This is a genomic window from Serratia sp. SM04 (genome assembly GCF_040280225.1).
GTDB lineage: Bacteria > Pseudomonadota > Gammaproteobacteria > Enterobacterales > Enterobacteriaceae > Serratia > Serratia sarumanii.
Map to the genome: position 1 here is coordinate 1 of NZ_JBEOQT010000012.1, position 25,829 is coordinate 25,829.

The 25,829-nt window shown below is 53.6% G+C and carries 44 protein-coding genes and 1 pseudogene; 39 read left to right on the forward strand and 6 right to left on the reverse strand.

Features of this window, described 5'->3' with window-relative positions; all coding sequences use genetic code 11:
- From tuf to ABTW55_RS14225, 34 genes and pseudogenes are all read left to right on the forward strand, one after another.
- Window positions 1-155, forward strand: a pseudogene (tuf, locus tag ABTW55_RS14060) (elongation factor Tu); the annotation flags it as partial.
- Between the two features lie 132 nt (window positions 156-287).
- A complete protein-coding gene (bfd, locus tag ABTW55_RS14065) occupies window positions 288-482 on the forward strand; it encodes a bacterioferritin-associated ferredoxin (protein WP_015379266.1) in 195 nt (64 codons plus the stop codon).
- Between the two features lie 73 nt (window positions 483-555).
- Window positions 556-1,035, forward strand: coding sequence for a bacterioferritin (gene bfr, locus ABTW55_RS14070; RefSeq protein WP_033636255.1), 480 nt, complete (start codon window positions 556-558; stop codon window positions 1,033-1,035).
- 379 nt (window positions 1,036-1,414) lie between these two features.
- Complete coding sequence (gene rpsJ, locus ABTW55_RS14075) at window positions 1,415-1,726, forward strand: 30S ribosomal protein S10 (RefSeq protein ID WP_001181005.1); 312 nt, start codon at window positions 1,415-1,417, stop codon at window positions 1,724-1,726.
- A 32-nt stretch (window positions 1,727-1,758) separates the two neighbouring features.
- Window positions 1,759-2,388 (forward strand): 50S ribosomal protein L3, encoded by a 630-nt coding sequence (gene rplC / locus ABTW55_RS14080; RefSeq protein ID WP_015379265.1) that lies wholly within the window; start codon window positions 1,759-1,761, stop codon window positions 2,386-2,388.
- Between the two features lie 10 nt (window positions 2,389-2,398).
- Entirely contained in the window at window positions 2,399-3,004 is a 606-nt protein-coding gene (gene rplD / locus ABTW55_RS14085; RefSeq protein WP_004929779.1) for a 50S ribosomal protein L4, read from the forward strand.
- Entirely contained in the window at window positions 3,001-3,303 is a 303-nt protein-coding gene (gene rplW, locus ABTW55_RS14090; RefSeq protein WP_004951179.1) for a 50S ribosomal protein L23, read from the forward strand. The genes rplD and rplW overlap by 4 nt, the downstream gene beginning before the upstream one ends.
- Window positions 3,304-3,321: 18 nt before the next feature.
- The gene (rplB, locus tag ABTW55_RS14095) at window positions 3,322-4,146 is read left to right on the forward strand and encodes a 50S ribosomal protein L2 (protein ID WP_004929775.1); all 825 of its coding nucleotides are present in this window, start codon (window positions 3,322-3,324) and stop codon (window positions 4,144-4,146) included.
- Between the two features lie 14 nt (window positions 4,147-4,160).
- Window positions 4,161-4,439 (forward strand): 30S ribosomal protein S19, encoded by a 279-nt coding sequence (gene rpsS, locus ABTW55_RS14100; protein ID WP_004929772.1) that lies wholly within the window; start codon window positions 4,161-4,163, stop codon window positions 4,437-4,439.
- A gap of 14 nt (window positions 4,440-4,453) precedes the next feature.
- Window positions 4,454-4,786: a 50S ribosomal protein L22 gene (gene rplV / locus ABTW55_RS14105; protein WP_002223844.1), complete on the forward strand. Its 333-nt coding sequence runs from the start codon at window positions 4,454-4,456 to the stop codon at window positions 4,784-4,786.
- Window positions 4,787-4,803: 17 nt separating this feature from the next.
- Entirely contained in the window at window positions 4,804-5,502 is a 699-nt protein-coding gene (rpsC, locus tag ABTW55_RS14110; RefSeq protein WP_004929766.1) for a 30S ribosomal protein S3, read from the forward strand.
- Window positions 5,503-5,514: 12 nt separating this feature from the next.
- Entirely contained in the window at window positions 5,515-5,925 is a 411-nt protein-coding gene (gene rplP, locus ABTW55_RS14115) for a 50S ribosomal protein L16 (RefSeq protein WP_004929764.1), read from the forward strand.
- Window positions 5,925-6,116, forward strand: a complete 192-nt coding sequence (gene rpmC / locus ABTW55_RS14120) for a 50S ribosomal protein L29 (protein WP_004929762.1) — start codon at window positions 5,925-5,927, stop codon at window positions 6,114-6,116. Before rplP ends, rpmC begins: the two co-directional genes overlap by 1 nt.
- Window positions 6,117-6,371, forward strand: coding sequence for a 30S ribosomal protein S17 (gene rpsQ, locus ABTW55_RS14125; RefSeq protein WP_004929760.1), 255 nt, complete (start codon window positions 6,117-6,119; stop codon window positions 6,369-6,371).
- A 172-nt stretch (window positions 6,372-6,543) separates the two neighbouring features.
- On the forward strand, window positions 6,544-6,915 hold the full coding sequence (gene rplN / locus ABTW55_RS14130; protein WP_000613954.1) for a 50S ribosomal protein L14: 372 nt from the start codon (window positions 6,544-6,546) through the stop codon (window positions 6,913-6,915).
- 9 nt (window positions 6,916-6,924) lie between these two features.
- Window positions 6,925-7,239, forward strand: a complete 315-nt coding sequence (gene rplX, locus ABTW55_RS14135; protein ID WP_004929758.1) for a 50S ribosomal protein L24 — start codon at window positions 6,925-6,927, stop codon at window positions 7,237-7,239.
- Between the two features lie 14 nt (window positions 7,240-7,253).
- Window positions 7,254-7,793, forward strand: a complete 540-nt coding sequence (rplE, locus tag ABTW55_RS14140) for a 50S ribosomal protein L5 (RefSeq protein ID WP_033636253.1) — start codon at window positions 7,254-7,256, stop codon at window positions 7,791-7,793.
- A 13-nt stretch (window positions 7,794-7,806) separates the two neighbouring features.
- Window positions 7,807-8,112: a 30S ribosomal protein S14 gene (gene rpsN, locus ABTW55_RS14145; RefSeq protein WP_004929754.1), complete on the forward strand. Its 306-nt coding sequence runs from the start codon at window positions 7,807-7,809 to the stop codon at window positions 8,110-8,112.
- A gap of 30 nt (window positions 8,113-8,142) precedes the next feature.
- The gene (gene rpsH, locus ABTW55_RS14150) at window positions 8,143-8,535 is read left to right on the forward strand and encodes a 30S ribosomal protein S8 (RefSeq protein ID WP_004929753.1); all 393 of its coding nucleotides are present in this window, start codon (window positions 8,143-8,145) and stop codon (window positions 8,533-8,535) included.
- A gap of 14 nt (window positions 8,536-8,549) precedes the next feature.
- Window positions 8,550-9,083, forward strand: coding sequence for a 50S ribosomal protein L6 (gene rplF, locus ABTW55_RS14155; RefSeq protein WP_004929751.1), 534 nt, complete (start codon window positions 8,550-8,552; stop codon window positions 9,081-9,083).
- 9 nt (window positions 9,084-9,092) lie between these two features.
- A complete protein-coding gene (gene rplR / locus ABTW55_RS14160; protein WP_004929748.1) occupies window positions 9,093-9,446 on the forward strand; it encodes a 50S ribosomal protein L18 in 354 nt (117 codons plus the stop codon).
- 14 nt (window positions 9,447-9,460) lie between these two features.
- Complete coding sequence (gene rpsE, locus ABTW55_RS14165; RefSeq protein ID WP_004929747.1) at window positions 9,461-9,961, forward strand: 30S ribosomal protein S5; 501 nt, start codon at window positions 9,461-9,463, stop codon at window positions 9,959-9,961.
- A 6-nt stretch (window positions 9,962-9,967) separates the two neighbouring features.
- The gene (gene rpmD / locus ABTW55_RS14170; RefSeq protein ID WP_048232028.1) at window positions 9,968-10,147 is read left to right on the forward strand and encodes a 50S ribosomal protein L30; all 180 of its coding nucleotides are present in this window, start codon (window positions 9,968-9,970) and stop codon (window positions 10,145-10,147) included.
- A 3-nt stretch (window positions 10,148-10,150) separates the two neighbouring features.
- Window positions 10,151-10,585 carry a 50S ribosomal protein L15 gene (gene rplO, locus ABTW55_RS14175; protein ID WP_004929742.1) on the forward strand — a complete coding sequence of 145 codons (435 nt, stop codon included), beginning with the start codon at window positions 10,151-10,153 and terminating at the stop codon, window positions 10,583-10,585.
- Between the two features lie 7 nt (window positions 10,586-10,592).
- A complete protein-coding gene (gene secY / locus ABTW55_RS14180) occupies window positions 10,593-11,924 on the forward strand; it encodes a preprotein translocase subunit SecY (RefSeq protein ID WP_004929740.1) in 1,332 nt (443 codons plus the stop codon).
- Between the two features lie 33 nt (window positions 11,925-11,957).
- Window positions 11,958-12,074 carry a 50S ribosomal protein L36 gene (rpmJ, locus tag ABTW55_RS14185; RefSeq protein WP_002227352.1) on the forward strand — a complete coding sequence of 39 codons (117 nt, stop codon included), beginning with the start codon at window positions 11,958-11,960 and terminating at the stop codon, window positions 12,072-12,074.
- Between the two features lie 148 nt (window positions 12,075-12,222).
- On the forward strand, window positions 12,223-12,579 hold the full coding sequence (gene rpsM / locus ABTW55_RS14190; RefSeq protein ID WP_004929734.1) for a 30S ribosomal protein S13: 357 nt from the start codon (window positions 12,223-12,225) through the stop codon (window positions 12,577-12,579).
- A 16-nt stretch (window positions 12,580-12,595) separates the two neighbouring features.
- Window positions 12,596-12,985, forward strand: coding sequence for a 30S ribosomal protein S11 (rpsK, locus tag ABTW55_RS14195; RefSeq protein WP_004929731.1), 390 nt, complete (start codon window positions 12,596-12,598; stop codon window positions 12,983-12,985).
- Window positions 12,986-13,015: 30 nt separating this feature from the next.
- Entirely contained in the window at window positions 13,016-13,636 is a 621-nt protein-coding gene (gene rpsD, locus ABTW55_RS14200) for a 30S ribosomal protein S4 (protein ID WP_004929729.1), read from the forward strand.
- A gap of 25 nt (window positions 13,637-13,661) precedes the next feature.
- Window positions 13,662-14,651, forward strand: coding sequence for a DNA-directed RNA polymerase subunit alpha (locus ABTW55_RS14205; RefSeq protein WP_002919219.1), 990 nt, complete (start codon window positions 13,662-13,664; stop codon window positions 14,649-14,651).
- Between the two features lie 40 nt (window positions 14,652-14,691).
- On the forward strand, window positions 14,692-15,081 hold the full coding sequence (gene rplQ, locus ABTW55_RS14210) for a 50S ribosomal protein L17 (RefSeq protein ID WP_004929726.1): 390 nt from the start codon (window positions 14,692-14,694) through the stop codon (window positions 15,079-15,081).
- Window positions 15,082-15,229: 148 nt separating this feature from the next.
- Complete coding sequence (locus ABTW55_RS14215; RefSeq protein WP_033636252.1) at window positions 15,230-15,604, forward strand: DUF1992 domain-containing protein; 375 nt, start codon at window positions 15,230-15,232, stop codon at window positions 15,602-15,604.
- The gene (gene zntR, locus ABTW55_RS14220; protein ID WP_033636251.1) at window positions 15,604-16,035 is read left to right on the forward strand and encodes a Zn(2+)-responsive transcriptional regulator; all 432 of its coding nucleotides are present in this window, start codon (window positions 15,604-15,606) and stop codon (window positions 16,033-16,035) included. The genes ABTW55_RS14215 and zntR overlap by 1 nt, the downstream gene beginning before the upstream one ends.
- Window positions 16,036-16,110: 75 nt before the next feature.
- Window positions 16,111-16,317, forward strand: coding sequence for an alternative ribosome-rescue factor A (locus ABTW55_RS14225; RefSeq protein ID WP_033639242.1), 207 nt, complete (start codon window positions 16,111-16,113; stop codon window positions 16,315-16,317).
- A 58-nt stretch (window positions 16,318-16,375) separates the two neighbouring features.
- On the opposite strand, the gene mscL is transcribed toward ABTW55_RS14225, so the two are convergent.
- The 5 genes from mscL to def all read right to left on the reverse strand — a co-directional run bounded on the left by mscL (window position 16,376) and on the right by def (window position 21,195).
- A complete protein-coding gene (mscL, locus tag ABTW55_RS14230) occupies window positions 16,376-16,792 on the reverse strand; it encodes a large-conductance mechanosensitive channel protein MscL (RefSeq protein WP_025304493.1) in 417 nt (138 codons plus the stop codon).
- A gap of 137 nt (window positions 16,793-16,929) precedes the next feature.
- Window positions 16,930-18,306 (reverse strand): Trk system potassium transporter TrkA, encoded by a 1,377-nt coding sequence (gene trkA / locus ABTW55_RS14235; RefSeq protein ID WP_033636248.1) that lies wholly within the window; start codon window positions 18,304-18,306, stop codon window positions 16,930-16,932.
- A 55-nt stretch (window positions 18,307-18,361) separates the two neighbouring features.
- Complete coding sequence (gene rsmB, locus ABTW55_RS14240; RefSeq protein ID WP_033650015.1) at window positions 18,362-19,651, reverse strand: 16S rRNA (cytosine(967)-C(5))-methyltransferase RsmB; 1,290 nt, start codon at window positions 19,649-19,651, stop codon at window positions 18,362-18,364.
- A gap of 72 nt (window positions 19,652-19,723) precedes the next feature.
- A complete protein-coding gene (gene fmt, locus ABTW55_RS14245) occupies window positions 19,724-20,668 on the reverse strand; it encodes a methionyl-tRNA formyltransferase (protein WP_041036932.1) in 945 nt (314 codons plus the stop codon).
- A gap of 17 nt (window positions 20,669-20,685) precedes the next feature.
- Window positions 20,686-21,195, reverse strand: coding sequence for a peptide deformylase (def, locus tag ABTW55_RS14250; RefSeq protein WP_033636244.1), 510 nt, complete (start codon window positions 21,193-21,195; stop codon window positions 20,686-20,688).
- Window positions 21,196-21,328: 133 nt separating this feature from the next.
- Here def and dprA point away from each other — a divergent pair, with 133 nt between their 5' ends.
- Genes dprA through aroE form a run of 5 tightly spaced genes read left to right on the forward strand, consistent with a single transcriptional unit; the run spans window position 21,329 to window position 24,873 of the window.
- Window positions 21,329-22,450, forward strand: coding sequence for a DNA-protecting protein DprA (dprA, locus tag ABTW55_RS14255; RefSeq protein ID WP_033636243.1), 1,122 nt, complete (start codon window positions 21,329-21,331; stop codon window positions 22,448-22,450).
- Complete coding sequence (gene smg, locus ABTW55_RS14260) at window positions 22,422-22,895, forward strand: DUF494 family protein Smg (RefSeq protein ID WP_033650013.1); 474 nt, start codon at window positions 22,422-22,424, stop codon at window positions 22,893-22,895. Before dprA ends, smg begins: the two co-directional genes overlap by 29 nt.
- 25 nt (window positions 22,896-22,920) lie before the next feature.
- A complete protein-coding gene (locus ABTW55_RS14265) occupies window positions 22,921-23,466 on the forward strand; it encodes a type I DNA topoisomerase (protein WP_004929705.1) in 546 nt (181 codons plus the stop codon).
- Window positions 23,467-23,473: 7 nt separating this feature from the next.
- Window positions 23,474-24,043, forward strand: a complete 570-nt coding sequence (tsaC, locus tag ABTW55_RS14270; RefSeq protein ID WP_049196717.1) for an L-threonylcarbamoyladenylate synthase type 1 TsaC — start codon at window positions 23,474-23,476, stop codon at window positions 24,041-24,043.
- Between the two features lie 11 nt (window positions 24,044-24,054).
- A complete protein-coding gene (gene aroE, locus ABTW55_RS14275; protein ID WP_033655293.1) occupies window positions 24,055-24,873 on the forward strand; it encodes a shikimate dehydrogenase in 819 nt (272 codons plus the stop codon).
- A 38-nt stretch (window positions 24,874-24,911) separates the two neighbouring features.
- On the opposite strand, the gene ABTW55_RS14280 is transcribed toward aroE, so the two are convergent.
- Entirely contained in the window at window positions 24,912-25,454 is a 543-nt protein-coding gene (locus ABTW55_RS14280; RefSeq protein ID WP_004929699.1) for a gamma carbonic anhydrase family protein, read from the reverse strand.
- Window positions 25,455-25,829 lie beyond the last annotated feature (375 nt).

A 25,829-nucleotide genomic window follows, 5' to 3' on the forward strand; every position in this document is an offset into this window, starting at 1 on the left:
TGCCAGAAGGCGTAGAGATGGTAATGCCAGGCGACAACGTGAACATGGTTGTAACCCTGATTCACCCAATCGCGATGGACGACGGTCTGCGTTTCGCAATCCGTGAAGGCGGCCGTACCGTTGGCGCGGGCGTTGTTGCTAAAGTTATCGCTTAATCGCGAATAATTTTTTCGGCACAAAAAAGGGCACTTCGGTGCCCTTTTTTTATGCAATTTGTTTAAATCTTAATTGAAATAAAAACCATTCCCATTTAGACTCGGTGCATTGGTTAAGAAGTGAGTCTCTCTATGTATGTATGTCTGTGTAATGCGGTGACTGACAAAGCGATCCGTAATGCGGTGCGTCAGCACAATCCCCATACCATGAAGCAGCTGCGTGAACTTGTGCCGATTGGTACCGATTGTGGAAAGTGCATTCGTCAGGCAAGACAGATTATGGTGGAGGAACGCGGAACTATCATCCCAATGCATGAAGTTGCCTAACAAAGGGTAAGGTTATTTTTGACTCTTGGCTTACAGGTTCTACACTTTTAGAACTGGCCAGGAGGAATTACCTATGAAAGGCGATAAAAAGATCATTGCTCACCTCAACAAGCTGCTCGGTAACGAGCTGGTTGCCATCAATCAATATTTCCTGCACGCCCGCATGTTCAAGAATTGGGGGTTAATGCGCCTCAACGACAAGGAGTACCACGAGTCGATCGACGAAATGAAACATGCCGATCGCTACATCGAGCGTATCCTGTTCCTGGAAGGGATCCCGAACCTGCAAGATCTCGGCAAGCTGAACATCGGCGAAGACATTGAAGAGATGCTGCGTTCCGATTTGGCGCTGGAGCTGGCGGGTGCCAAAAACCTGCGCGAAGGTATCGCCTATGCCGACTCGATCCACGATTACGTCAGCCGCGATTTAATGATCGACATCCTGGCCGATGAAGAAGAGCATATCGACTGGCTGGAAACCGAGCTGGATCTGATCGCTCGCCTCGGTATTCAAAACTATGCCCAGGCTCAGGTTCTAGAGCGCAAAGAGTAAATCTGCCTTCTGTTCGTCATCGTTTCTCCTGCCGGCAACCGTTTTTACGGTGGGGCAGGGGAGCGTCCCTACCAAGCATAATTCATACCCTGTTTGCCGCCTTCATCTCGCGACTGCATCTGAACGCGCAAAAATGACGATTTCCTGAGCATATTTCCAACTGCGGCTTGCTTCCTCGGCCATTTTGCGTATAATGCGCGGGCTTACCTAATCTTGGTAAGCCTGATTTTAGCGAATCAGTCGATTGGCAGGCCTTTTTTGCCTCTCGAACAATACTCCCGATATGGGGGTTATATGTTGACGATTACACTCCCCCATCAATCGAAATGGGTGTGAGGAGTAATTATTTACGTTTATAAATAATTGGAGCTCTGGTCTCATGCAGAACCAAAGAATCCGTATCCGCCTGAAAGCGTTTGATCATCGTCTGATCGATCAATCAACCGCGGAAATCGTCGAGACTGCAAAGCGCACTGGTGCGCAAGTCCGTGGTCCGATCCCGCTGCCAACTCGCAAAGAGCGCTTTACCGTTCTGATTTCTCCGCACGTCAACAAAGACGCGCGCGATCAGTACGAGATTCGCACTCACAAGCGTCTGGTTGACATCGTTGAGCCAACCGAGAAAACCGTTGATGCTCTGATGCGTCTGGATCTGGCTGCCGGTGTAGACGTGCAGATCAGCCTGGGTTAATCAGGTCATTGAGCGATTGAGAGGTTGAAACAATGATTGGTTTAGTCGGTAAAAAAGTGGGTATGACCCGTATCTTCACTGAAGATGGCGTTTCTATCCCAGTAACCGTAATTGAAATTGAAGCGAACCGCGTGACTCAGGTTAAAAGCCTGGACACCGACGGTTACCGTGCCGTTCAGGTTACCACCGGTAGCAAAAAAGCTAACCGTGTAACCAAGCCGGAAGCGGGCCATTTCGCTAAAGCTGGCGTTGAAGCTGGCCGTGGTCTGTGGGAATTCCGCCTGGAAGAAGGTCAAGAATTCGCTGCAGGTCAGGAAATTAGCGTAGAAATCTTCGCTGACGTTAAAAAAGTCGATGTTACCGGTACTTCTAAAGGTAAAGGTTTTGCTGGCACTGTTAAGCGCTGGAACTTCCGTACCCAAGACGCTACCCACGGTAACTCCTTGTCTCACCGCGTTCCGGGTTCTATCGGTCAGAACCAGACTCCGGGCAAAGTGTTCAAAGGCAAGAAAATGGCTGGCCACCTGGGTGATGAGCGCGTAACCGTTCAGAGCCTGGACGTAGTACGTGTTGACGCTGAGCGCAACCTGCTGCTGGTTAAGGGTGCTGTACCGGGCGCAACCGGTGGCAACCTGATCGTTAAACCAGCTGTGAAGGCGTAAGGGGATAGCAATGGAATTAGTATTGAAAGACGCGCAAAGCGCGCTGACTGTTTCCGAAACTACCTTCGGTCGTGATTTCAACGAAGCGCTGGTACACCAGGTTGTTGTTGCTTATGCAGCAGGTGCCCGTCAAGGTACCCGTGCTCAGAAGACCCGTGCTGAAGTAACTGGTTCCGGCAAAAAGCCATGGCGTCAGAAAGGCACCGGCCGTGCGCGTTCAGGTTCTGTAAAGAGCCCGATCTGGCGTTCAGGCGGCGTGACCTTTGCTGCTAAGCCACAGGACCACAGTCAGAAAGTAAACAAAAAGATGTACCGCGGCGCGCTGAAAAGCATCCTGTCCGAACTGGTACGTCAAGATCGTCTGATCGTTGTCGAGAAGTTCTCTGTAGAAGCGCCTAAAACTAAGCTGCTGGCACAGAAACTGAAAGATATGGCTCTGGAAGACGTGCTGATCGTGACCGGTGAACTGGATGAGAATCTGTTCCTGGCAGCTCGCAACCTGTACAAGGTTGACGTGCGCGATGTAGCAGGTATCGATCCGGTTAGCCTGATCGCCTTCGACAAAGTGGTTATGACTGCTGATGCTGTGAAGCAAGTTGAGGAGATGCTGGCATGATCCGTGAAGAACGTTTGCTGAAAGTGCTGCGTGCACCGCACGTATCTGAAAAAGCATCCGCTGCGATGGAAAAAAGCAACACCATCGTTCTCAAAGTTGCCAAAGACGCGACCAAAGCAGAAATCAAAGCTGCAGTGCAGAAACTGTTTGAAGTCGAAGTCGAAGACGTGAACACCCTGGTAGTTAAAGGGAAAGTGAAGCGTCACGGTCAGCGTGTTGGTCGTCGTAGCGACTGGAAAAAAGCTTACGTCACCCTGAAAGAAGGCCAGAATCTGGACTTCATCGGCGGCGCAGAGTAAGTCGGAGGAGTAAGAACAATGGCAATTGTTAAATGTAAACCTACATCTCCGGGTCGTCGCCACGTTGTTAAAGTGGTTAACCCTGAGCTGCACAAGGGTAAACCTTATGCCCCGCTGCTGGAAAAACTGAGCAAAAGCGGTGGTCGTAACAACAATGGCCGTATCACCACCCGTCATATCGGTGGTGGCCACAAGCAACATTATCGTCTGGTTGACTTCAAGCGCAACAAAGACGGTATCCCTGCTGTGGTTGAGCGTCTGGAGTACGATCCGAACCGTTCCGCGAACATCGCGCTGGTTCTGTACAAAGACGGCGAACGCCGTTACATCCTGGCGCCGAAAGGCCTGAAAGCTGGTGACCAGATTCAATCTGGCGTTGATGCTGCAATCAAAGCGGGTAACACCCTGCCGATGCGCAACATTCCAGTTGGTTCAACGGTTCACAACGTAGAAATGAAACCAGGTAAAGGCGGCCAGATGGCTCGCTCCGCTGGTGCCTACGTTCAGATCGTTGCTCGTGATGGTTCCTACGTAACTCTGCGTCTGCGCTCCGGCGAAATGCGTAAAGTTCCAGCTGATTGCCGCGCCACCCTGGGTGAAGTCGGTAACGCTGAACACATGCTTCGCGTTCTGGGTAAAGCAGGTGCTGCACGTTGGCGTGGTGTTCGTCCTACCGTTCGCGGTACGGCGATGAACCCGGTAGATCACCCGCACGGTGGTGGTGAAGGTCGTAACTTTGGTAAGCACCCGGTAACTCCGTGGGGCGTTCAGACCAAAGGTAAGAAGACCCGTAGCAACAAGCGTACTGATAAGTTCATCGTACGTCGCCGTAGCAAAAAATAATTAGAGGATAAGCCATGCCACGTTCTCTCAAGAAAGGTCCTTTTATTGACCTGCACTTGCTGAAGAAGGTAGAGAAAGCGGTGGAAAGCGGTGACAAGAAGCCTTTGCGCACTTGGTCCCGTCGTTCAACGATCTTTCCTAACATGATCGGTTTGACCATCGCTGTCCATAATGGTCGTCAGCACGTACCAGTGTTCGTTTCCGATGAAATGGTCGGTCACAAACTGGGTGAATTCGCGCCGACTCGTACTTATCGCGGCCATGCGGCTGATAAAAAAGCTAAAAAGCGCTAAGGTAGGAGGAAGAGATGGAAACTATCGCTAAACATCGCCACGCTCGTTCTTCTGCTCAGAAGGTTCGCCTTGTTGCTGACCTGATTCGCGGTAAGAAAGTGTCGCAAGCTCTGGAAACTCTGACCTACACCAACAAGAAAGCTGCTGGTCTGGTTAAGAAAGTGCTGGAGTCTGCCATTGCTAACGCAGAACACAACGATGGCGCTGACATCGATGATCTGAAAGTTACGAAAATCTTCGTAGACGAAGGCCCAAGCATGAAGCGCATTATGCCGCGTGCAAAAGGTCGTGCAGATCGCATCCTGAAGCGCACCAGCCACATTACTGTGGTTGTGTCCGATCGCTGAGACTCTGGAGACTAGCAATGGGTCAGAAAGTACATCCTAATGGTATTCGCCTGGGTATTGTCAAACCTTGGAACTCTACTTGGTATGCGAATACCAAAGAATTCGCTGACAACCTGGACAGCGACTTTAAAGTTCGTCAATTCCTGACTAAGGAACTGTCGAAAGCTTCCGTTTCTCGCATCGTTATCGAGCGTCCTGCGAAGAGCATCCGTGTGACCATTCACACTGCTCGCCCAGGCATCGTTATCGGCAAGAAAGGTGAAGACGTCGAAAAACTGCGCAAGGTCGTAGCGGACATCGCTGGCGTTCCTGCACAGATCAACATCGCCGAAGTCCGTAAACCGGAACTCGACGCTAAATTGGTTGCTGACAGCATCACTTCTCAGCTGGAACGTCGCGTGATGTTCCGTCGTGCTATGAAGCGTGCAGTACAGAACGCAATGCGTCTTGGCGCTAAAGGTATCAAAGTTGAAGTAAGCGGCCGTCTTGGCGGCGCTGAAATCGCACGTACCGAATGGTACCGCGAAGGTCGTGTTCCATTGCACACTCTGCGTGCGGACATCGACTACAACACATCTGAAGCGCACACCACTTATGGTGTAATCGGCGTTAAGGTATGGATCTTCAAAGGTGAGATCCTGGGTGGTATGGCTGCAGTTGAACAACCGGAACCGGCTGCTCAACCTAAAAAGCAGCAGCGTAAAGGCCGCAAGTAAGGAGAGTCGCTGATGTTACAACCAAAGCGTACAAAATTCCGTAAGGTGCACAAGGGCCGCAACCGTGGTCTGGCGCAAGGTACGGATGTTAGCTTCGGCACTTTCGGTCTGAAAGCTGTTGGCCGTGGCCGTCTGACTGCTCGTCAAATCGAAGCAGCTCGTCGTGCAATGACTCGTGCAGTTAAGCGTCAAGGCAAGATCTGGATCCGTGTATTCCCGGACAAACCGATCACCGAGAAGCCGCTGGAAGTGCGTATGGGTAAAGGTAAGGGTAACGTGGAGTATTGGGTTGCCCTGATCCAGCCTGGTAAGGTCCTGTACGAAATGGACGGCGTGCCAGAAGAGGTTGCCCGCGAGGCATTCAAACTGGCAGCAGCGAAACTGCCGATCAAAACCACCTTTGTAACTAAGACGGTGATGTAATGAAAGCACAAGAGCTGCGTGAAAAAAGCGTTGAAGAGCTGAATGCCGAGCTGCTCAACCTGCTGCGTGAGCAATTCAACTTGCGCATGCAGGCGGCCAGTGGCCAGCTGCAACAAACTCACCTGTTGAAACAAGTGCGTCGTGACGTCGCACGCGTTAAGACTTTACTGACTCAAAAGGCGGGTGTGTAAATGACTGAAGTTATCCGTACCCTGCAGGGTCGTGTTGTTAGCGATAAAATGGAGAAATCCATCGTTGTTGCTATCGAACGTACTGTGAAGCACCCGATCTACGGGAAATTCATCAAACGTACGACCAAGCTGCACGTACATGACGAGAACAACGAATGTGGTACCGGCGACGTGGTGGAAATCCGCGAATGCCGCCCACTGTCCAAGACCAAGTCCTGGACGCTGGTTCGCGTTGTAGAGAAAGCGATTCTGTAATAGAGTAGCTGGCTCTCACTTAATAAACGGCTCAGAAAATGAGCCGTTTATTTTTTCTACCCATACCAAGTAAGCGGTGTTATAATGCTGCGCCCTCGGTTATGGGGCTTTTCAACGGCCTAATTTTTACTTGGGTCTTTAAAGTAGTAGTTGACATTAGCGGAGCACTAAAATGATCCAAGAACAGACTATGCTGAACGTCGCCGACAACTCCGGTGCACGTCGCGTAATGTGTATCAAGGTTCTAGGTGGCTCGCACCGTCGCTACGCAGGCGTCGGCGACATCATCAAAATTACCATCAAGGAAGCAATTCCTCGCGGTAAGGTGAAGAAAGGCGATGTTCTGAAGGCGGTAGTGGTGCGCACCAAGAAGGGTGTACGTCGCCCGGACGGTTCTGTCATTCGCTTCGATGGCAATGCATGCGTTATTTTGAACAATAACAGCGAGCAGCCAATCGGTACGCGTATTTTTGGGCCGGTAACTCGTGAACTGCGTAATGAGAAGTTCATGAAAATTATCTCTCTGGCACCAGAAGTACTCTAAGGAGCGAACATGGCAGCGAAGATCCGTCGTGATGACGAAGTTATCGTGATTACCGGGAAAGACAAAGGTAAGCGCGGTAAAGTAAAAAATGTCCTGTCTGCTGGCAAGGTCATTGTTGAAGGCATCAACCTGGTTAAGAAACACCAGAAGCCGGTTCCGGCTCTGAACCAACCAGGCGGCATTGTTGAAAAAGAAGCTGCAATTCAGGTTTCTAACATTGCTATCTTCAACGCGGCTACCGGCAAGGCTGACCGTGTAGGCTTTAGATTCGAAGACGGCAAAAAAGTCCGTTTCTTCAAATCTAACAGCGAAACTATCAAGTAATTTGGAGTAATACGATGGCGAAACTGCATGATTACTACAAAGACGAGGTAGTCAAACAACTGATGTCTCAGTTTGATTACAACTCTGTCATGCAAGTCCCTCGGGTCGAGAAGATCACCCTGAACATGGGTGTTGGTGAAGCGATTGCTGACAAGAAACTGCTGGATAACGCCGCAGCGGACCTGACAGCTATCTCCGGTCAAAAACCGTTGATCACCAAAGCCCGCAAATCTGTTGCAGGCTTCAAAATCCGTCAGGGCTATCCGATCGGCTGTAAAGTAACTCTGCGTGGCGAACGCATGTGGGAGTTCCTTGAGCGCCTGATCTCCATTGCTGTTCCACGTATCCGTGACTTCCGTGGCCTGTCCGCCAAGTCATTCGATGGCCGTGGCAACTACAGCATGGGCGTGCGTGAGCAAATCATCTTCCCAGAAATCGACTACGACAAAGTCGATCGCGTTCGTGGTTTGGATATTACCATTACCACTACTGCGAAATCTGATGATGAAGGCCGCGCGCTGCTGGCTGCTTTTAACTTCCCGTTCCGCAAGTAAGGCAGGGTTACTGATGGCTAAGCAATCAATGAAAGCACGCGAAGTCAAGCGCGTGAAATTAGCTGACAAGTTCTTTGCAAAACGCGCTGAACTGAAAGCTATTATCTCTGATGTGAACGCATCCGATGAAGATCGTTGGAATGCCGTTCTCAAGCTGCAAACTCTGCCGCGTGATTCCAGCCCGTCTCGTCAGCGTAAACGCTGCCGCCAAACTGGCCGTCCACATGGTTATGTGGGCAAATTCGGGTTGAGCCGTATTAAGCTTCGTGAAGCCGCTATGCGCGGTGAAGTACCAGGCTTGAAAAAGGCTAGCTGGTAATTACCAATTGAATCACGGGAGTAAAGACAGATGAGCATGCAAGATCCGATCGCGGATATGCTGACCCGTATCCGTAACGGTCAAGCCGCGAACAAAGTTGCGGTCACCATGCCTTCCTCCAAGCTGAAAGTGGCAATTGCCAACGTGCTGAAGGAAGAAGGTTTTATTGAAGATTTCAAAATCGAAGGCGACGCCAAGCCTGTTCTGGAACTGGTACTGAAGTACTTCCAGGGCAAAGCTGTGGTAGAAAGCATTCAACGTATCAGCCGTCCAGGTCTGCGCATCTACAAGAAAAAAGATGAGCTGCCAAAAGTTATGGCCGGTTTGGGTATCGCTGTTGTTTCTACCTCTAAAGGTGTTATGACCGATCGTGCAGCTCGCCAGGCTGGTCTTGGTGGCGAGATTATCTGCTACGTAGCTTAATTCGGGAGGAAAGAATGTCTCGTGTTGCAAAAGCACCCGTCGTCATTCCTGCCGGCGTAGAGGTAAAACTCAACGGTCAGGTTATTTCGATTAAGGGTAAAAACGGCGAGTTGACTCGTACTATCCACGACGCCGTTGAAGTGAAGCAAGAAGCTAACGCACTGACTTTCGCTCCGCGCGAAGGTTTTGCTAACGCATGGGCTCAAGCGGGTACCACGCGCGCTCTGCTGAACGCAATGGTTGTTGGTGTTACCGAAGGCTTCACCAAAAAGCTTCAACTGGTAGGTGTTGGTTATCGTGCTGCCGTTAAAGGCAACGTGGTGAATTTGGCCCTGGGCTTCTCTCACCCTATCGATCACCAGCTGCCGGCAGGTATCACTGCTGAATGCCCAAGCCAAACTGAAATCGTGCTGAAAGGCGCTGATAAGCAGGTAATTGGCCAGGTAGCAGCAGATCTGCGTGCTTACCGTCGTCCTGAGCCTTACAAAGGCAAAGGTGTTCGTTACGCCGACGAAGTCGTGCGTACCAAAGAGGCTAAGAAGAAGTAAGGTAACACTATGGATAAGAAATCTGCTCGTATCCGTCGTGCGACCCGCGCACGCCGCAAGCTCCAAGAGCTGGGTGCAACCCGCCTGGTGGTACATCGTACCCCGCGTCACATTTACGCACAGGTGATTGCTCCAAACGGTTCTGAAGTACTGGTAGCCGCTTCTACTTTAGAAAAAGCTATCGCGGAGCAACTGAAGTATTCCGGTAACAAAGACGCAGCAGCAGCCGTAGGTAAAGCTCTGGCTGAGCGCGCGTTGGAAAAAGGGATTGCGAAAGTATCCTTTGACCGTTCCGGTTTCCAATATCATGGTCGAGTCCAGGCACTGGCAGATGCTGCCCGTGAAGCTGGCCTTCAGTTCTAAGGAAGAGGTTTAAGATGGCTCACATCGAAAAACAAGCTGGCGAACTGCAGGAAAAGCTGATCGCGGTAAACCGCGTATCTAAAACCGTAAAAGGTGGCCGTATTTTCAGCTTTACCGCACTGACTGTAGTTGGTGATGGTAACGGTCGCGTTGGTTTTGGCTACGGCAAAGCACGCGAAGTTCCAGCAGCGATCCAGAAAGCGATGGAAAAAGCCCGTCGCAACATGATGAACGTCGCGCTGAACAGCGGCACCCTGCAGCACCCTGTTAAGGGCGCTCACACGGGTTCTCGCGTGTTCATGCAGCCTGCTCATGAAGGTACCGGTATCATCGCGGGCGGTGCAATGCGCGCCGTTCTCGAAGTTGCTGGGGTGCACAACGTATTGGCTAAAGCTTATGGTTCCACCAACCCGATCAACGTGGTTCGTGCAACTATCGACGCTCTGGCGAATATGAAGTCTCCTGAAATGGTCGCTGCTAAGCGTGGTAAATCCGTTGCCGACATTCTGGGGTAATTGACCATGGCTAAGACTATTAAAGTTACACAAACTCGCAGCTCAATTGGCCGTCTGCCGAAGCATAAAGCTACTCTGCTCGGTCTGGGTCTGCGTCGTATTGGTCACACCGTAGAGCGCGAGGATACTCCTGCTGTTCGCGGTATGGTCAACCTGGTTTCCTACATGGTTAAAGTTGAGGAGTAACAGATGCGTTTAAATACTCTGTCTCCGGCTGAAGGTGCCAAGCATGCGCCTAAGCGTGTAGGTCGTGGTATTGGTTCTGGCCTGGGTAAAACCGGCGGCCGTGGTCACAAAGGTCAGAAGTCTCGTTCTGGCGGTGGCGTACGTCGTGGTTTCGAAGGTGGTCAGATGCCTCTGTACCGTCGTCTGCCGAAATTCGGCTTCACTTCACGCAAAGCGATGATCACGGCAGAAGTTCGTCTGTCTGAACTGGCTCTGGTTGAAGGCGATGTTATCGACCTGAACGCGCTGAAAGCCGCTAACGTAGTTGGTGTCCAGATCGAATTCGCGAAAGTTGTACTTTCTGGCGAAGTCGCTCGTCCGGTAACCCTGCGTGGTCTGCGTGTCACCAAAGGCGCTCGTGCTGCTATCGAGGCTGCTGGCGGTAAAATTGAGGAATAAGTAGCAGATGGCTAAGCAACCAGGATTAGATTTTCAAAGTGCTAAAGGCGGGCTCGGCGAGCTGAAGCGCAGACTTTTGTTTGTCATCGGCGCGCTGATTGTCTTCCGCATCGGCTCTTTCATTCCGATTCCTGGTATCGATGCCACTGTGCTTGCCAAATTGCTTGAGCAGCAGAGAGGCACTATCATTGAAATGTTTAACATGTTCTCTGGTGGTGCCCTCAGCCGTGCTTCTATCTTTGCTCTGGGGATCATGCCGTATATCTCGGCGTCGATCATTATCCAGCTGCTGACGGTGGTTCATCCAGCGTTGGCGGAAATCAAGAAAGAAGGGGAGGCTGGCCGTCGCAAGATTAGCCAGTACACCCGTTACGGTACGCTGGTATTGGCCATATTCCAGTCGATCGGTATTGCTACCGGTCTGCCGAATATGCCTGGTATGCAGGGCCTGGTGTTAAATCCAGGCTTTGCATTCTACTTTACTGCGGTTGTGAGCCTGGTAACCGGGACAATGTTCCTGATGTGGCTGGGTGAGCAGATTACTGAACGCGGTATCGGCAACGGTATCTCGATCATTATCTTCGCGGGTATTGTAGCGGGGCTCCCGCCGGCAGTGGCCCATACTATCGAGCAAGCGCGGCAAGGCGACCTGCACTTCCTCCTGCTGCTGTTGGTTGCAGTATTGGTGTTTGCAGTAACCTTCTTCGTTGTTTTCATCGAGCGTGGTCAACGTCGTATCGTCGTTAATTATGCGAAGCGTCAACAAGGTCGTCGTGTTTATGCAGCACAGAGCACACATTTACCGTTGAAAGTGAACATGGCGGGTGTTATCCCGGCGATTTTCGCTTCCAGCATTATTCTGTTCCCGGCCACGATTGCATCATGGTTTGGGGGCGGTACCGGTTGGAACTGGCTGACTACGATTTCGCTGTATTTGCAGCCAGGGCAACCGCTTTATGTGTTACTCTATGCGTCTGCAATCATCTTCTTCTGTTTCTTCTACACGGCGTTGGTCTTCAACCCGCGTGAGACAGCAGATAACCTGAAGAAGTCCGGTGCCTTCGTACCAGGAATTCGTCCGGGAGAGCAAACGGCGAAGTATATCGATAAAGTAATGACGCGTTTAACCCTGGTGGGCGCGATGTACATTACTTTCATCTGCCTGATCCCGGAGTTCATGCGTGATGCAATGAAAGTACCATTCTACTTTGGTGGTACCTCGCTACTGATCGTGGTTGTCGTCATCATGGACTTTATGGCTCAAGTGCAAACTCTGATGATGTCAAGTCAGTACGAGTCTGCATTGAAGAAAGCAAATCTGAAAGGCTATAACCGCTAGTCAGATTCGTTTGAGAAGTTACGGAGAGTAAAAATGAAAGTTCGTGCTTCCGTCAAGAAATTATGTCGTAACTGCAAAATCGTTAAGCGTAACGGTGTCGTTCGTGTGATTTGCAGCGCCGAGCCGAAGCATAAACAGCGTCAAGGCTGATTATCTCGCATATTTTTCTTGCAAAGTTGGGTTGAGCTGGCTAGATTAGCCAGCCAATCTTTTGTATGTCGCACTGCAACACTATTTGAGTATCCTGAAAACGGGCTTTTCAGAATGGTGTTGCTGTATAAAATAGTAGGAGTGCATAGTGGCCCGTATAGCAGGCATTAACATTCCTGATCATAAACATACCGTTATCGCCTTAACGTCGATCTTCGGTATCGGTAAAACCCGTTCACAGGCTATCTGTGCATCCACGGGTATTGCTGAAAATGTTAAGATCAGTGAGCTGTCTGAAGAGCAAATCGAAAAGCTTCGTGATGCAGTTGCCAAATACACCGTTGAGGGTGATTTGCGTCGTGAAATTACCCTGAGCATCAAGCGTCTTATGGACCTTGGTTGCTATCGTGGTTTGCGTCATCGTCGTGGTCTGCCGGTACGCGGTCAGCGCACCAAGACCAACGCTCGTACCCGTAAGGGTCCGCGCAAGCCGATCAAGAAATAATCGGGGTTATTGAATAATGGCAAAGGCACCTGTTCGTACACGTAAGCGTGTAAGAAAGCAAGTCTCTGACGGCGTGGCTCATATCCATGCTTCTTTCAACAACACCATCGTTACCATCACTGATCGTCAGGGTAATGCTTTGGGTTGGGCAACAGCCGGTGGTTCCGGTTTCCGTGGTTCTCGTAAGTCCACTCCGTTCGCAGCACAGGTTGCAGCAGAACGTTGTGCTGACGCAGTAAAAGAATACGGTATCAAGAACCTGGAAGTTATGGTTAAAGGACCTGGTCCTGGTCGTGAGTCTACTATCCGCGCTCTGAACGCGGCTGGTTTCCGCATCACTAACATTACTGATGTGACTCCGATCCCTCATAACGGTTGTCGTCCGCCGAAAAAGCGCCGCGTGTAACGCAGCTTTTAGGATTGTTGGAGAAAGAAAATGGCAAGATATTTGGGTCCTAAGCTCAAGCTGAGCCGTCGTGAGGGCACAGACCTGTTCCTTAAGTCTGGCGTTCGCGCGATCGATTCCAAGTGTAAAATTGAACAAGCACCTGGTCAGCACGGTGCGCGTAAACCGCGTCTGTCTGATTACGGTGTTCAGTTGCGTGAGAAGCAGAAAGTTCGCCGTATGTACGGCATTCTGGAGCGTCAATTCCGTAACTATTACAAAGAAGCAACCCGCCTGAAGGGCAACACCGGTGAAAACCTGTTGCAGCTGCTGGAAGGTCGTCTGGACAACGTTGTTTACCGTATGGGCTTCGGCGCTACTCGTGCAGAGTCACGTCAGCTGGTTAGCCACAAAGCAGTTATGGTAAACGGTCGCGTTGTTAACATCGCTTCTTATCAGGTATCTCCGAATGACGTAGTCAGCATCCGCGAGAAAGCTAAAAAGCAGTCTCGTGTTAAAGCTTCTCTGGAGCTGGCTGAGCAGCGTGAAAAGCCGACTTGGCTGGAAGTTGATGCTGCTAAGATGGAAGGCGTGTTCAAGCGTATGCCTGAACGTACCGATCTGTCTGCGGACATTAACGAACACCTGATCGTCGAGCTTTACTCCAAGTAAAGCTTAGTACCAAAGAGAGGACACAATGCAGGGTTCTGTGACAGAGTTTCTAAAACCGCGCCTGGTAGATATCGAGCAAGTCAGTTCGACGCACGCCAAGGTGACCCTTGAGCCTTTAGAGCGTGGCTTTGGCCATACTCTTGGCAACGCACTGCGCCGTATTCTGCTTTCATCTATGCCGGGTTGCGCGGTGACCGAGGTTGAGATTGATGGTGTACTGCATGAGTACAGCACCAAAGAAGGCGTACAGGAAGATATCCTGGAGATCCTGCTCAACCTGAAAGGGCTGGCGGTGAGAGTTCAAGGCAAAGACGAAGTTATTCTTACCCTGAATAAATCTGGCATTGGCCCTGTGACCGCTGCCGACATCACCCATGATGGTGATGTCGAAATCGTCAAGCCTCAGCACGTGATCTGCCACCTGACTGATGAGAACGCGGCTATCAGCATGCGTATCAAAGTTCAGCGCGGTCGCGGTTATGTGCCGGCTTCTGCCCGAATTCATTCGGAAGAAGATGAGCGCCCAATCGGTCGTCTGTTGGTTGACGCCTGCTACAGCCCTGTAGAGCGTATCGCCTACAATGTTGAAGCTGCGCGTGTAGAACAGCGTACTGACTTGGATAAGCTGGTCATCGAGATGGAGACCAATGGCACGATCGATCCTGAAGAGGCGATCCGCCGTGCGGCCACCATTCTGGCTGAACAACTTGAAGCTTTCGTTGACCTGCGTGATGTACGTCAGCCGGAAGTTAAAGAAGAGAAACCGGAATTCGATCCGATCTTGCTGCGCCCTGTTGACGATCTGGAATTGACTGTCCGCTCTGCTAACTGCCTCAAGGCAGAAGCTATCCACTACATCGGTGATCTGGTACAGCGTACCGAGGTTGAGTTGCTGAAAACGCCAAACCTGGGTAAAAAATCTCTTACCGAGATTAAAGACGTGCTGGCCTCACGTGGTCTGTCTCTGGGCATGCGCCTGGAAAACTGGCCGCCGGCAAGCATTGCTGACGAGTAACCGGATCACAGGTTAAGGTTTTACTGAGAAGGATAAGGTCATGCGCCATCGTAAGAGTGGTCGTCAACTGAACCGTAACAGCAGCCATCGCCAGGCTATGTTCCGTAACATGGCCGGCTCTTTGGTTCGTCATGAGATCATCAAGACGACCCTGCCAAAAGCAAAAGAGCTGCGTCGCGTTGTTGAGCCGCTGATTACTCTTGCCAAGACCGACAGCGTAGCTAATCGTCGTCTGGCATTCGCCCGTACTCGTGATAACGAGATCGTGGCAAAACTGTTTAACGAGCTGGGCCCGCGTTTCGCGAGCCGTGCCGGTGGTTACACTCGCATTCTGAAGTGTGGCTTCCGCGCAGGCGACAACGCGCCGATGGCATACATCGAGCTGGTTGATCGTGCTGAGTCTCAAGCAGAAGTAGCAACTGCAGAGTAATCTGTAGACGCGTAAAAAAACCGGGCTTGCCCGGTTTTTTTACGTCCAAACCCAGCCAAATGTGCGTAATTCCCCCGCTGCGCTTAAGATCCCCGCCCCTATCCGCTATGCTAAGGCTTAATCATTAGGCTAACCGAGGCTGTCTTTCATGGGGCTGCTCGATCAATGGGCGGAACGCCATATCCTTGATGCCCAGGATAAAGGCGAGTTCGACAATCTGCCCGGCCAGGGCCAACCGTTGGCGCTGGAAGATGACAGCGCGGTGCCGGCTGAACTGCGCGCCGGTTACCGTTTGCTGAAAAATGCCGGTTACCTGCCGCCGGAGCTGGAAGATCGCAAAGAGGCGTTGACCGTTGCTCGTTTGCTGCAAGGGATTAACAGTGAGCATCAGGACTATGTCGAACTCAGCAAACGCATGGCGCTGCTGGAGCACCGGTTGCGTCAGGCTGGGATGAGTACGGATTTCTTGCATGGTGAATATCAGCGTGCATTGGACGGCAAATTCACCCGGGAGGAGAAGTAATGTTCAAGATAGGTCAGTTGGCCAAGCTTGCCGAAGTGACGCCGGATACCGTGCGTTACTATGAAAAGCAGGGCATGATGGATCACAATGTCCGCACCGAAGGTGGTTATCGGCTCTACACCGAGCAGGATCTGCAGCGGCTGCGCTTCATTCGCTATGCCAAGCAGCTGGGATTTACTCTGGAAACGATCGCTGAGCTGCTGTCGATCCGCGTCGATCCTGAACATCATACCTGCCAGGAGTCGAAGTCGATCGTCGATGCGCGCCTGAGCGAAGTGGAAAGTAAGTTGGCGGAGCTGACTCGCATGCGCGAATCGCTGAAGCGGTTGAGTGATGCCTGCTGCGGCACTGCCCATACCAGCAATTATTGTTCTATTCTGGAAGCCTTGGAACAGGGCGCCAGCGATGAAAAAGGCAAAAAAGGTTGCTGACGGCACTTTAATTTTTATACCGCCGGCAGTATTATCGCCCCGTTTTATCACCACACCTTTTACAGGAGCATTATCATGACGAAATATCGTCACACTAAAGGTCAGATTCAAGATAACGCCATTGAGGCGCTGCTGCATGATCCGCTATTCCGTCAACGAGTAGAAAAGAATGTGAAAGGCAAAGGCAGCTATCGGCGTAAAGAAAAACACAACAAAGGCGGTAACTGGGAGGCCAGTGGTAAACTATCAAGCGATAATTTACCACTGGCCTTCTGGTTTTAAGGCATTAAAAAAGCCACCTTCGTCAGGTGGCTTTTTATTGGCATAACCAAACGCTGTTTTACAGTTTTGGCTGCTGTTGCTGGCTCAGCAGGTCACGGATTTCCGTCAGCAGTTTCTCCTCTGCGGTAGGTGCTGGCGGCGCTGCCGGCGCTTCTTCCTGCTTGCGGCGCATTTTGTTCATCAATTTAATTGCCAGGAAGATGGCGAAGGCGACAATCACGAAGTCGAATACGGTTTGAATGAATGAACCGTAGTTCATTACCACCGCCGGTACGGCGCCCTGAGCTTCACGTAATACCAGATGGAATTGTTTAAAGTCGACGCCGCCGATCAGTAACCCCAGTGGTGGCATGATGATATCGGCCACGAAGGACGAAACAATCTTGCCGAATGCGGCACCGATAATCACACCGACGGCCAGATCGACCACGTTGCCACGCATGGCAAATTCGCGAAACTCTTTCAACATACTCATAGAACGCACCCCTTGCAGAATTAATAACTCAAGTTTAACAAAGCAATTTCCCTTTGCCACAAAAGGAGAGAAGTTTTATCTCCCCCCAAGGCAGAGAACAACTACGCGATTATAGACCATCGCCTAATAAATTCGTTCTACAAGAAGAACGGGCTCGGTTGGAACAGGCGTTCAACGTCCGGCACGAATTTCTTGTCGGTAATAAACATGATGACGTGATCGCCCTGTTCGATTTTGCTGTTGCCGTTGGCGATGATCACGTCGTCGCCACGTACGATCGCGCCGATGGTGGTACCCGGTGGCAGCTTGATGTCTTCGACGATGCGGCCGACCACTTTGGACGTGCTTTCATCGCCGTGGGCAATCGCTTCGATCGCTTCCGCCACGCCGCGGCGCAGCGACGAGACGCTGACGATATCCGCTTTGCGCACGTGCCCCAACAGGGCGGAGATGGTCGCCTGCTGCGGCGAAATGGCGATATCGATCACGCTGCCCTGCACCAGATCGACATAGGCGCGGCGCTGGATCAAGACCATCACCTTCTTGGCGCCCATGCGCTTGGCCAGCATGGCGGACATGATGTTGGCCTCATCGTCGTTGGTGATGGCGATGAAGACATCCACCTGTTCGACGTGCTCTTCGGCCAGCAGCTCCTGGTCGGAGGCATCGCCGTAGAACACGATGGTATCGTGCAGCTGCTCGGCCAGTTCGGCGGCGCGTTGCTGGTTCCGCTCGATCAGTTTGACGTTGTAGTCTTTTTCCAGCTTGGCGGCCAGGCCGGCGCCGACGTTGCCGCCGCCGACGATCATGATGCGCTTATAGGGTTTTTCCAGCCGCTGCAGTTCGCTCATCACCGCGCGGATGTGCTGTGATGCGGCGACGAAGAAGACTTCATCACCGGCTTCGATAATGGTCGAGCCTTGCGGACGTATTGGTCTGTCCTGGCGGAAAATAGCGGCGACGCGGGTGTCGATATGCGGCATGTGTTCGCGCATCGAAGAGAGCGCATTGCCGACCAGCGGGCCGCCGTAATAGGCTTTAACCGCAGCGATGCTGACCTTGCCTTCGGCGAAGTTGACCACCTGCAGCGCGCCGGGGTATTCAATCAGCTTGTAGATATAGTCGATGACCAACTGCTCCGGTGAAATCAGATGGTCGATCGGCACCGCTTCCGGCAGGAACAGTTTCTCCGACTCGCGGATATATTCCGGCGCGCGGATACGGGCGATACGGTTGGGGGTATTGAACAGAGAATAGGCGATCTGGCAGGCAACCATGTTGGTTTCGTCGGAGTTGGTGACGGCGACCAGCATGTCGGCGTCTTCTGCGCCGGCTTCGCGCAGCACCCGAGGATGAGAGCCGTGCCCCTGAACCACCCGCAGATCGAATTTATCCTGCAGCTGACGCAGCCGGCCGGAATCGGTATCGACGACGGTGATATCGTTGTTTTCACCCACCAGGTTTTCCGCCAGCGTCCCGCCAACCTGACCGGCACCAAGAATAATTATTTTCATCGTGTTCTCTGCTTCACACTGAAAGACTTAGGGCGCGCACGCACACCCCGAAGCATTACATTTTAATCAGCTTAGCGTAAAAGAAGCCATCGCCGTCCTCGGGATGCGGGATATTCTGCCGCCCCGGCCGCTGCGCATCGCCGGTTTCAACCAGCTTGGCATCGGCGTGGCGCTGCAAGAACGCGGCGATCTGGCTGCTGTTTTCATCCGGCAGGATAGAGCAGGTGGCGTAAACCATCACGCCGCCCGATTTCAGATGGGGCCAGACGGCTTCCAGGATGTCGGCCTGCAGCGCGGCGAGTTCGGCGATGTCGCGATCGCGACGCAGCCATTTGATGTCGGGGTGACGGCGGATCACGCCGGTGGCGGAACAAGGCGCGTCCAGCAGGATCCGGTCGAACTGCTTGTCACCGCACCATTGCTGCGGGGTGCGGCCATCGCCCAGCTTAACCTCTGCGTGCAAACGCAGGCGCTGCAGGTTTTCCTTCACCCGCGCCAGGCGCTGTTCGTCGATATCGACCGCCATGACGTGCGCTTTCGGCGCCGCTTCCAGAATATGCGTGGTTTTGCCGCCAGGCGCGGCGCACAAATCGAGGATCTGTTCACCGTCTTGCGGATCCAATAGATCGACACAGCCCTGGGCTGAGGCATCTTGCACGGTGACCCAGCCGTCGGCGAACCCAGGCAGATCGGTCACGGCGCAAGGCGCCAGCAAACGCACCGCGTCGGCATAGTCTGAATGAGGCTCCGCGGCGATGCCTGCGTCGGTCAGCAACTGCAGATAAGCTTCGCGGGTGTGATGCAGGCGGTTGACGCGCAGCCACATTGGTGGCTTCTGGTTATTGGCGTCGACGATCTGTTCCCAGTTGGCGGGATAGGCTTGTTGAATGCGTTTCAGCAACCAGCTCGGGTGCAGATAGCGGCTGTCATTGTTGGCGGCGCGCTGCAGCAGCTCTTCCTGCTGGCGCTGGAATTGCCGCAAGACGCCGTTAATCAGGCCTTTCAACTGTGGGCGTTTCAGCGCCACCGCGCCTTCCACGGTTTCGGCCAATACGGCGTGCGGCGGGATACGGGTATACAGCAGCTGATACAGGCCGACCATCAGCAGATAGTGCAGCGTACGCTGTTTGCCGGTCAGCGGCTTGGCCATCAATTGTTGAATGCACCATTCGAGCTGCGGCAGCACGCGCAATGTGCCGAAGCACAGTTCCTGCAGCAACCCGCGGTCCTTATCGCTGATGGCGGTTTGCAGCGCCGGCAGGACAGTGCTGAGCGACTGCCCTTGATCCAGCACCTGGCCGATGGCTTTGGCAGCGATGCTGCGGAGATTGTAATTATTTTTCATAGGCTGAAGCTGATAACGATCGGCATTAAGAAAATAACGGCCCGGCGATGAACGGCCGGGCAGTGGGGTGACTTACAGCCGGTTACCCGGGGTAAACCATTCACGGCGTGAATTTAACAGGTCCTGCGCCGACATCGGTTTCTTGCCGGCGGGCTGCAGTTGGATCAGATTGAGGATGCCGTCGGCGGTCGCCACCTGAATGCCGTGCTTGTCGGCATGGACAACGGTGCCCGGCTCCGCATTGGCGCTTTGCGCCAGTACGCTGGCTTGCCAGACTTTCACCGGTTGCTCGTCGATAGTGAAGTAGCTGATCGGCCAAGGGTTGAAGGCGCGGATGCAGCGCTCCAGTTGTTCGGCGGAAAGTGTCCAGTCCAGGCGAGCTTCTTCTTTGCTCAGCTTCTCGGCGTAGGTGACCAGCGCGTCGTCCTGCACTTCGCGGGTGGCGCTGCCGTCGGCCATTTGGCGCAGCGTCGTCAGCATGCCCTGCGGGCCGAGCTGCGCCAGCTTGTCGTAGAGACTGGCGCTGGTATCGCTGTTCTCAATCGGGCAGGCAATCTTGTGCATCATGTCGCCGGTATCGAGACCGACGTCCATCTGCATGATGGTCACGCCGGTTTCGCTGTCGCCGGCCCAGAGCGAGCGCTGGATCGGCGCCGCACCGCGCCAGCGAGGCAGCAGTGAGCCATGTACGTTGATGCAACCGAGACGCGGCATATCCAGCACCGCCTGCGGCAGGATCAGCCCGTAGGCAACCACCACCATCACGTCGGCGTTAAGATCGGCCACCAGGCGCTGGTTCTCTTCGGGGCGCAGCGATTTGGGCTGAAATACCGGCAGTTGGTGTTGCTCAGCCAGCACTTTTACCGGGCTTGGCGTCAGCTTGTTGCCGCGGCCTGCCGGGCGGTCGGGCTGGGTAAAAACGCCGACAATCTGGTGCTCAGATGACAACAGCGCGTCAAGATGACGCGCTGCGAAGTCTGGTGTTCCGGCGAAAATAATCCGTAAAGAGTCAGACACGTTGATTTCCTGATCGGTTAGGCGCGGGCTTGAAGCTTGGCCATTTTTTCCAGTTTCTGACGAATGCGCTGACGCTTGAGCGGCGACAGGTAATCGACGAACAGTTTACCCATCAGGTGATCCATCTCGTGCTGGATGCAGATCGCCAGCAGATCGTCTGCTTCCAGTTCGAAAGGTTTGCCTTCGCGATCCAGCGCGCGGATCTTCACCTGCGCGGCACGTGGTACCAACGCACGCTGCTCGGGAATGGAAAGACAGCCTTCCTCGATGCCGGTTTCGCCGCTCTTTTCCAGCAGCTCCGGGTTGATCAGCACCAGGCGCTGATCGCGATTCTCGGAGACGTCGATCACGATAATGCGCTGATGGATATCCACCTGAGTCGCAGCCAGGCCAATGCCTTCCTCTGCGTACATGGTTTCAAACATATCATCCACGATGCGCTGGATATCTGCATTGACTTCTTTTACCGGCGCTGCGATTTTGCGCAGACGCTCGTCTGGGAAATGTAATACCTGCAAGACTGACATATATCTTTAGATCTGTATCCGAGTAATGAACGAGGTTTAACCTCCATTCTAGACATTTCCCGGCCTGATTGACAGCATTGCGCATCAATTGCTCAGATTGGTAATACCACCGTTTTTGCTGAGGGAACAGACGATGCGGCCGGAAGAGATCGCTTTACGGATGCGAGGGGTAACGGGGCTGCAGACCGTCGTGGCCAGCCGGATCGTGCGGCAGCTATCGCAAATGGGGCGCGAGCCTCGTAGCGCGTTGCGTGAACTGGGATTGAACGAGCGGCAGCGGGCGCAGTTCAACCAAGCGGATCCCGCTTATCTGGCGGCCAGCCTGCGTTGGCTGGAACTGCCGGCGCACCGTATGCTGAACTATGGGGCGGCCGGCTATCCGGAACGCCTGGCCCAGATCGACGATGCGCCGCTGTTTTTGCTGATCGAGGGCGATCCTCAAGCGTTGCTGCGTCCGCAGCTCGCCATGGTTGGCAGCCGGCAGTTCAGCCACTACGGCGAGCGTTGGGCCAATCATTTCGCCGCGGAATTGGCGCGTTGCGGTTTCACCATCACCAGCGGTTTGGCGATCGGCATCGACGGCATTTGCCATCGCGCAGCGCTGGCGGCCGGCGGTTGCACGGTAGCGGTATTGGGCAGCGGGTTGGCCAATGTTTATCCACGCCGGCACCGCAGGCTCGCGGAGCAGATTGTCGAGCAGGGCGGCGCGGTGATTTCGGATCATTTGGTCACCGATTTGCCTCTGGCCGACCATTTTCCGCGCCGCAACCGTATTATCAGCGGGCTGAGCCAGGGCGTTCTGGTCATAGAAGCCTCGTTGCGCAGCGGTACCCTGGTGACGGCCCGCTATGCGCTGGAGCAGGGGCGTGAGGTATTCGCCTTGCCGGGGCCGTTAGGGAACCCGATGAGCGAAGGCACGCACTGGCTAATTCAGCAGGGCGCGCATCTGGTTACCGGGCCGAAAGATATCGCAGAATTGCTGGGAAGCGGCCTTCAATGGCTGCCACTGAACGAAAATACAACTATTTGTGCGTCGCAGGCTGAAGTTGAATTGCCATTTGCCGATGTGTTGGCTAACGTAGGAGATGAGGTGACACCTGTTGACGTCGTCGCTGAACGTGCCGGCCAACCTGTGCCAGTGGTGGTAATCAAGTTACTCGAACTGGAGTTAGCAGGGTGGATCGCAGCTGTACCCGGCGGCTATGTCCGAATAAGGAGGGCAAGCCATGTTCGACGTACTCATGTACTTGTTTGAAACTTATATCCACAATGAACCAGAGATGCGCGTCGATCAGGATCAACTGACCGATGATCTCGCCCAGGCGGGGTTTCATCGGGATGATATCTACAACGCGTTGAATTGGCTTGAGAAGCTGGCTGACCTGCAAGAAGGTCAAAATGCGCCTTACTTTATGGATGCCGATCCGCTGGCAATGCGGATCTACACCGAAGAGGAAAGCGCGCGTTTGGACGCCGGCTGCCGTGGTTTTCTCCTGTTCCTGGAACAGATTCAGGTATTGAACCTCGAAACCCGTGAAATGGTTATCGACCGTGTTATGGCTTTGGATAATGCGGAATTCGATCTCGAAGATCTGAAATGGGTCGTGTTGATGGTGCTGTTTAATATTCCCGGATATGAAAGCGCCTATCAGCAAATGGAAGAACTGTTGTTTGAAGTGAACGAAGGTTATCTGCATTGAGCCGATAACGCGCATAGAAGACGTTATGACAAAAAACGCGATTTTTGCCGCCAGGCAAAATGAACCCTGTCCGGAATGCGGGGCCGAGTTGGTGATCCGTAGCGGTCGCCACGGCCCCTTCCTCGGCTGTTCCCAGTACCCTGAATGCCAATATATTCGGCCGCTGAAAGCGCAGGCCGACGGGCATGTCGTCAAGGTGCTGGATGGGCAGCAGTGCCCGAAGTGTCAGGCGACGTTGGTGCTGCGCCAGGGGCGCTATGGCATGTTTATCGGTTGCAGCGATTATCCGCAGTGCGATCACACTGAAGTGATCGATAAGCCTGATGAAACCGCCATTACCTGTCCGCAGTGCGGTCAGGGCAAGCTGTTGCAGCGTAAATCGCGCTACGGCAAGGTTTTTCATTCCTGCGATCGTTATCCGGAATGCCAATTCGCCCTCAATGTTAAACCCGTCGCCGGTGAATGCGCCTATTGCCATTACCCGCTGCTGATGGAAAAACGTACGGCAAAAGGCCCCGTCCTGTGCTGTGCCAGCAAGCTGTGCGGAAAACCCGTGGCGACTACAGAATAATCACATCATGAACTCAGAATTAAGCCCGAACCTTTTATCTATCATCGATGCTTTGCATCAACAGCAGGTGATTGCCTATCCCACCGAAGCGGTATTCGGCCTGGGGTGCGATCCCGACAGCGAACAGGCGGTCAATGCTTTGCTGGCATTGAAACAGCGGCCGTGGGAAAAGGGGCTGATTCTGATCGCCGCCGACTATACGCAGCTTAAGCCCTATATCGACGACAGCGCGCTCAGCGAACAGCAGCGCGTGACGATGTTCGCCAGCTGGCCTGGGCCGGTAACCTGGGTGTTGCCTGCCCGGCCGGAGACGCCGCGTTTGCTGACCGGGCGTTTCAGCTCGCTGGCGGTGCGCGTCAGCGATCATCCGTTGGTGCAGCAACTGTGCCGGCAGTACGGCAAGCCGCTGGTGTCGACCAGTGCCAATCTCAGTGGGCAGGAGCCGTGCCGCAGTGCGGATGAAGTCGCGCGGCAATTCGGCGAGGCTTTCCCGGTATTGGCCGGCGAGGTGGGTGGCCGTCTTAATCCTTCCGAAATCAGAGATGCTCTGACCGGCGAACAGATCCGTCAGGGCTAGAGGTAATGGGCATGGAGAAGTTTGCGGTATTTGGCAACCCTATTGGTCACAGCAAGTCGCCGCGAATTCATGCGCTGTTCGCTGCCCAGACTGGCATTGAGCATCCTTATGGAGCGGTGTTGGCGCCGTTGGACGGTTTTGAAACCAGCCTGCAGGCGTTTATCCACGCCGGAGGGCTGGGGGCGAACGTCACGGTGCCTTTCAAAGAGCGCGCTTATGAGGCCGCTTCCGAGCTGAGCGAGCGTGCAGCGATGGCCGGCGCGGTCAATACCCTGAAGGTATTGCCGAATGGCGGTCTGCTGGGGGACAACACCGACGGCATCGGTTTGCTGACCGATCTGCAGCGTCAGCAATTGATCCGGCCGCAGGATCGCATCTTGCTGGTGGGGGCCGGCGGCGCGGCGCGCGGCGTGATTCTGCCGCTGCTGTCTTTCGGCTGCCGGCTCACGATCACCAACCGCACCTTCAGCCGCGCCGAGGAGTTGGCCGACGCTTTCCGGCATCTGGGAGAGATCTCGGCGGCGCCGATGGATCAACTGAATCAGCAAGCGTTCGATCTGGTGATCAACGCGACGGCGTCCGGCATCAGCGGGGAGATCCCGGCGTTGCCCGCAGGTGTGGTGAACGCGCAAACCCGTTGCTATGACATGTTCTATCAGCAGGGCGTCACGCCGTTCCTGGCCTGGGCGCAGCAGCAAGGGGCAACGGAATATGCCGATGGGCTGGGCATGCTGGTGGGGCAGGCGGCGCATGCTTTCCTGCTTTGGCACGGAGTGATGCCAGAGATCGAGCCGGTATTGCGCCAGCTGCGCAGCGAACTGGCGGCATAATTCCCACCCCGTTCTCTATATAGGGAACGGGGTGGCCGTCAGATGTCTTCCGACAGATATTCATCTTTCCAACGCACATAGTTGTTAGAAGAATAAAGCAATCCTTCCAACTCGGCGGCGGTCAACGGCCGAACCTGGCGTGCCGGGCTCCCCATATAGAGATAGCCGCTGGCCAGCCGTTTGCCCGGCGCCACCAAACTGCCGGCGCCAATCATTACGTCGTCTTCTACTACTACACCGTCCAACAGGATAGAGCCCATACCGACCAGCACCCGGTTGCCGATGGCGCAGCCGTGCAGCATCGCTTTATGGCCCACGGTCACGTCTTCCCCAATCAGCAGGGGATAACCGTCTGGGTTGTGTTCGGAACGGTGAGTCACATGCAGTACGCTGCCGTCTTGAATATTGCTGCGCGCGCCGATCTTTACCGCATTGACGTCACCGCGGATAGCGACCAGCGGCCAGATACTGACGTCATCCGCCAGATCGACGTCGCCGATCACGACGCTGGAAGGATCGATCAAGACACGCTGACCGAGTTTGGGGGTGTATTGAAGATAAGAACGTACTGCATCGGACATAGTGCTGCCTCACGTCGGGATCATATTTACCGGCAATACTAGACCCTGGCGATGGAATTACAACCAACGGCAGCGCCGGATCCTGCTGAAAATGGCCCTGATCGCACAAGATCCACACGGAAGGGCTGAAAAGTGTGCAAACAGAAAGAAAAGATCAAAAAAGGGGTTGTGCAAAAAACTCGGATCCCTATAATGCGCCTCCATCGACACGGCGCAAGTGATTCACTTCACACAGCGGCCGGGAAGAAAGAGAAAAAATCCTGAAAATTAGGGTTGACTCTGAAAGAGGAAAGCGTAATATACGCCACCTCGAGTTAGCAAGCGAAAGCGCCTAACTCACTGCTCTTTAACAATTTATCAGACAATCTGTGTGGG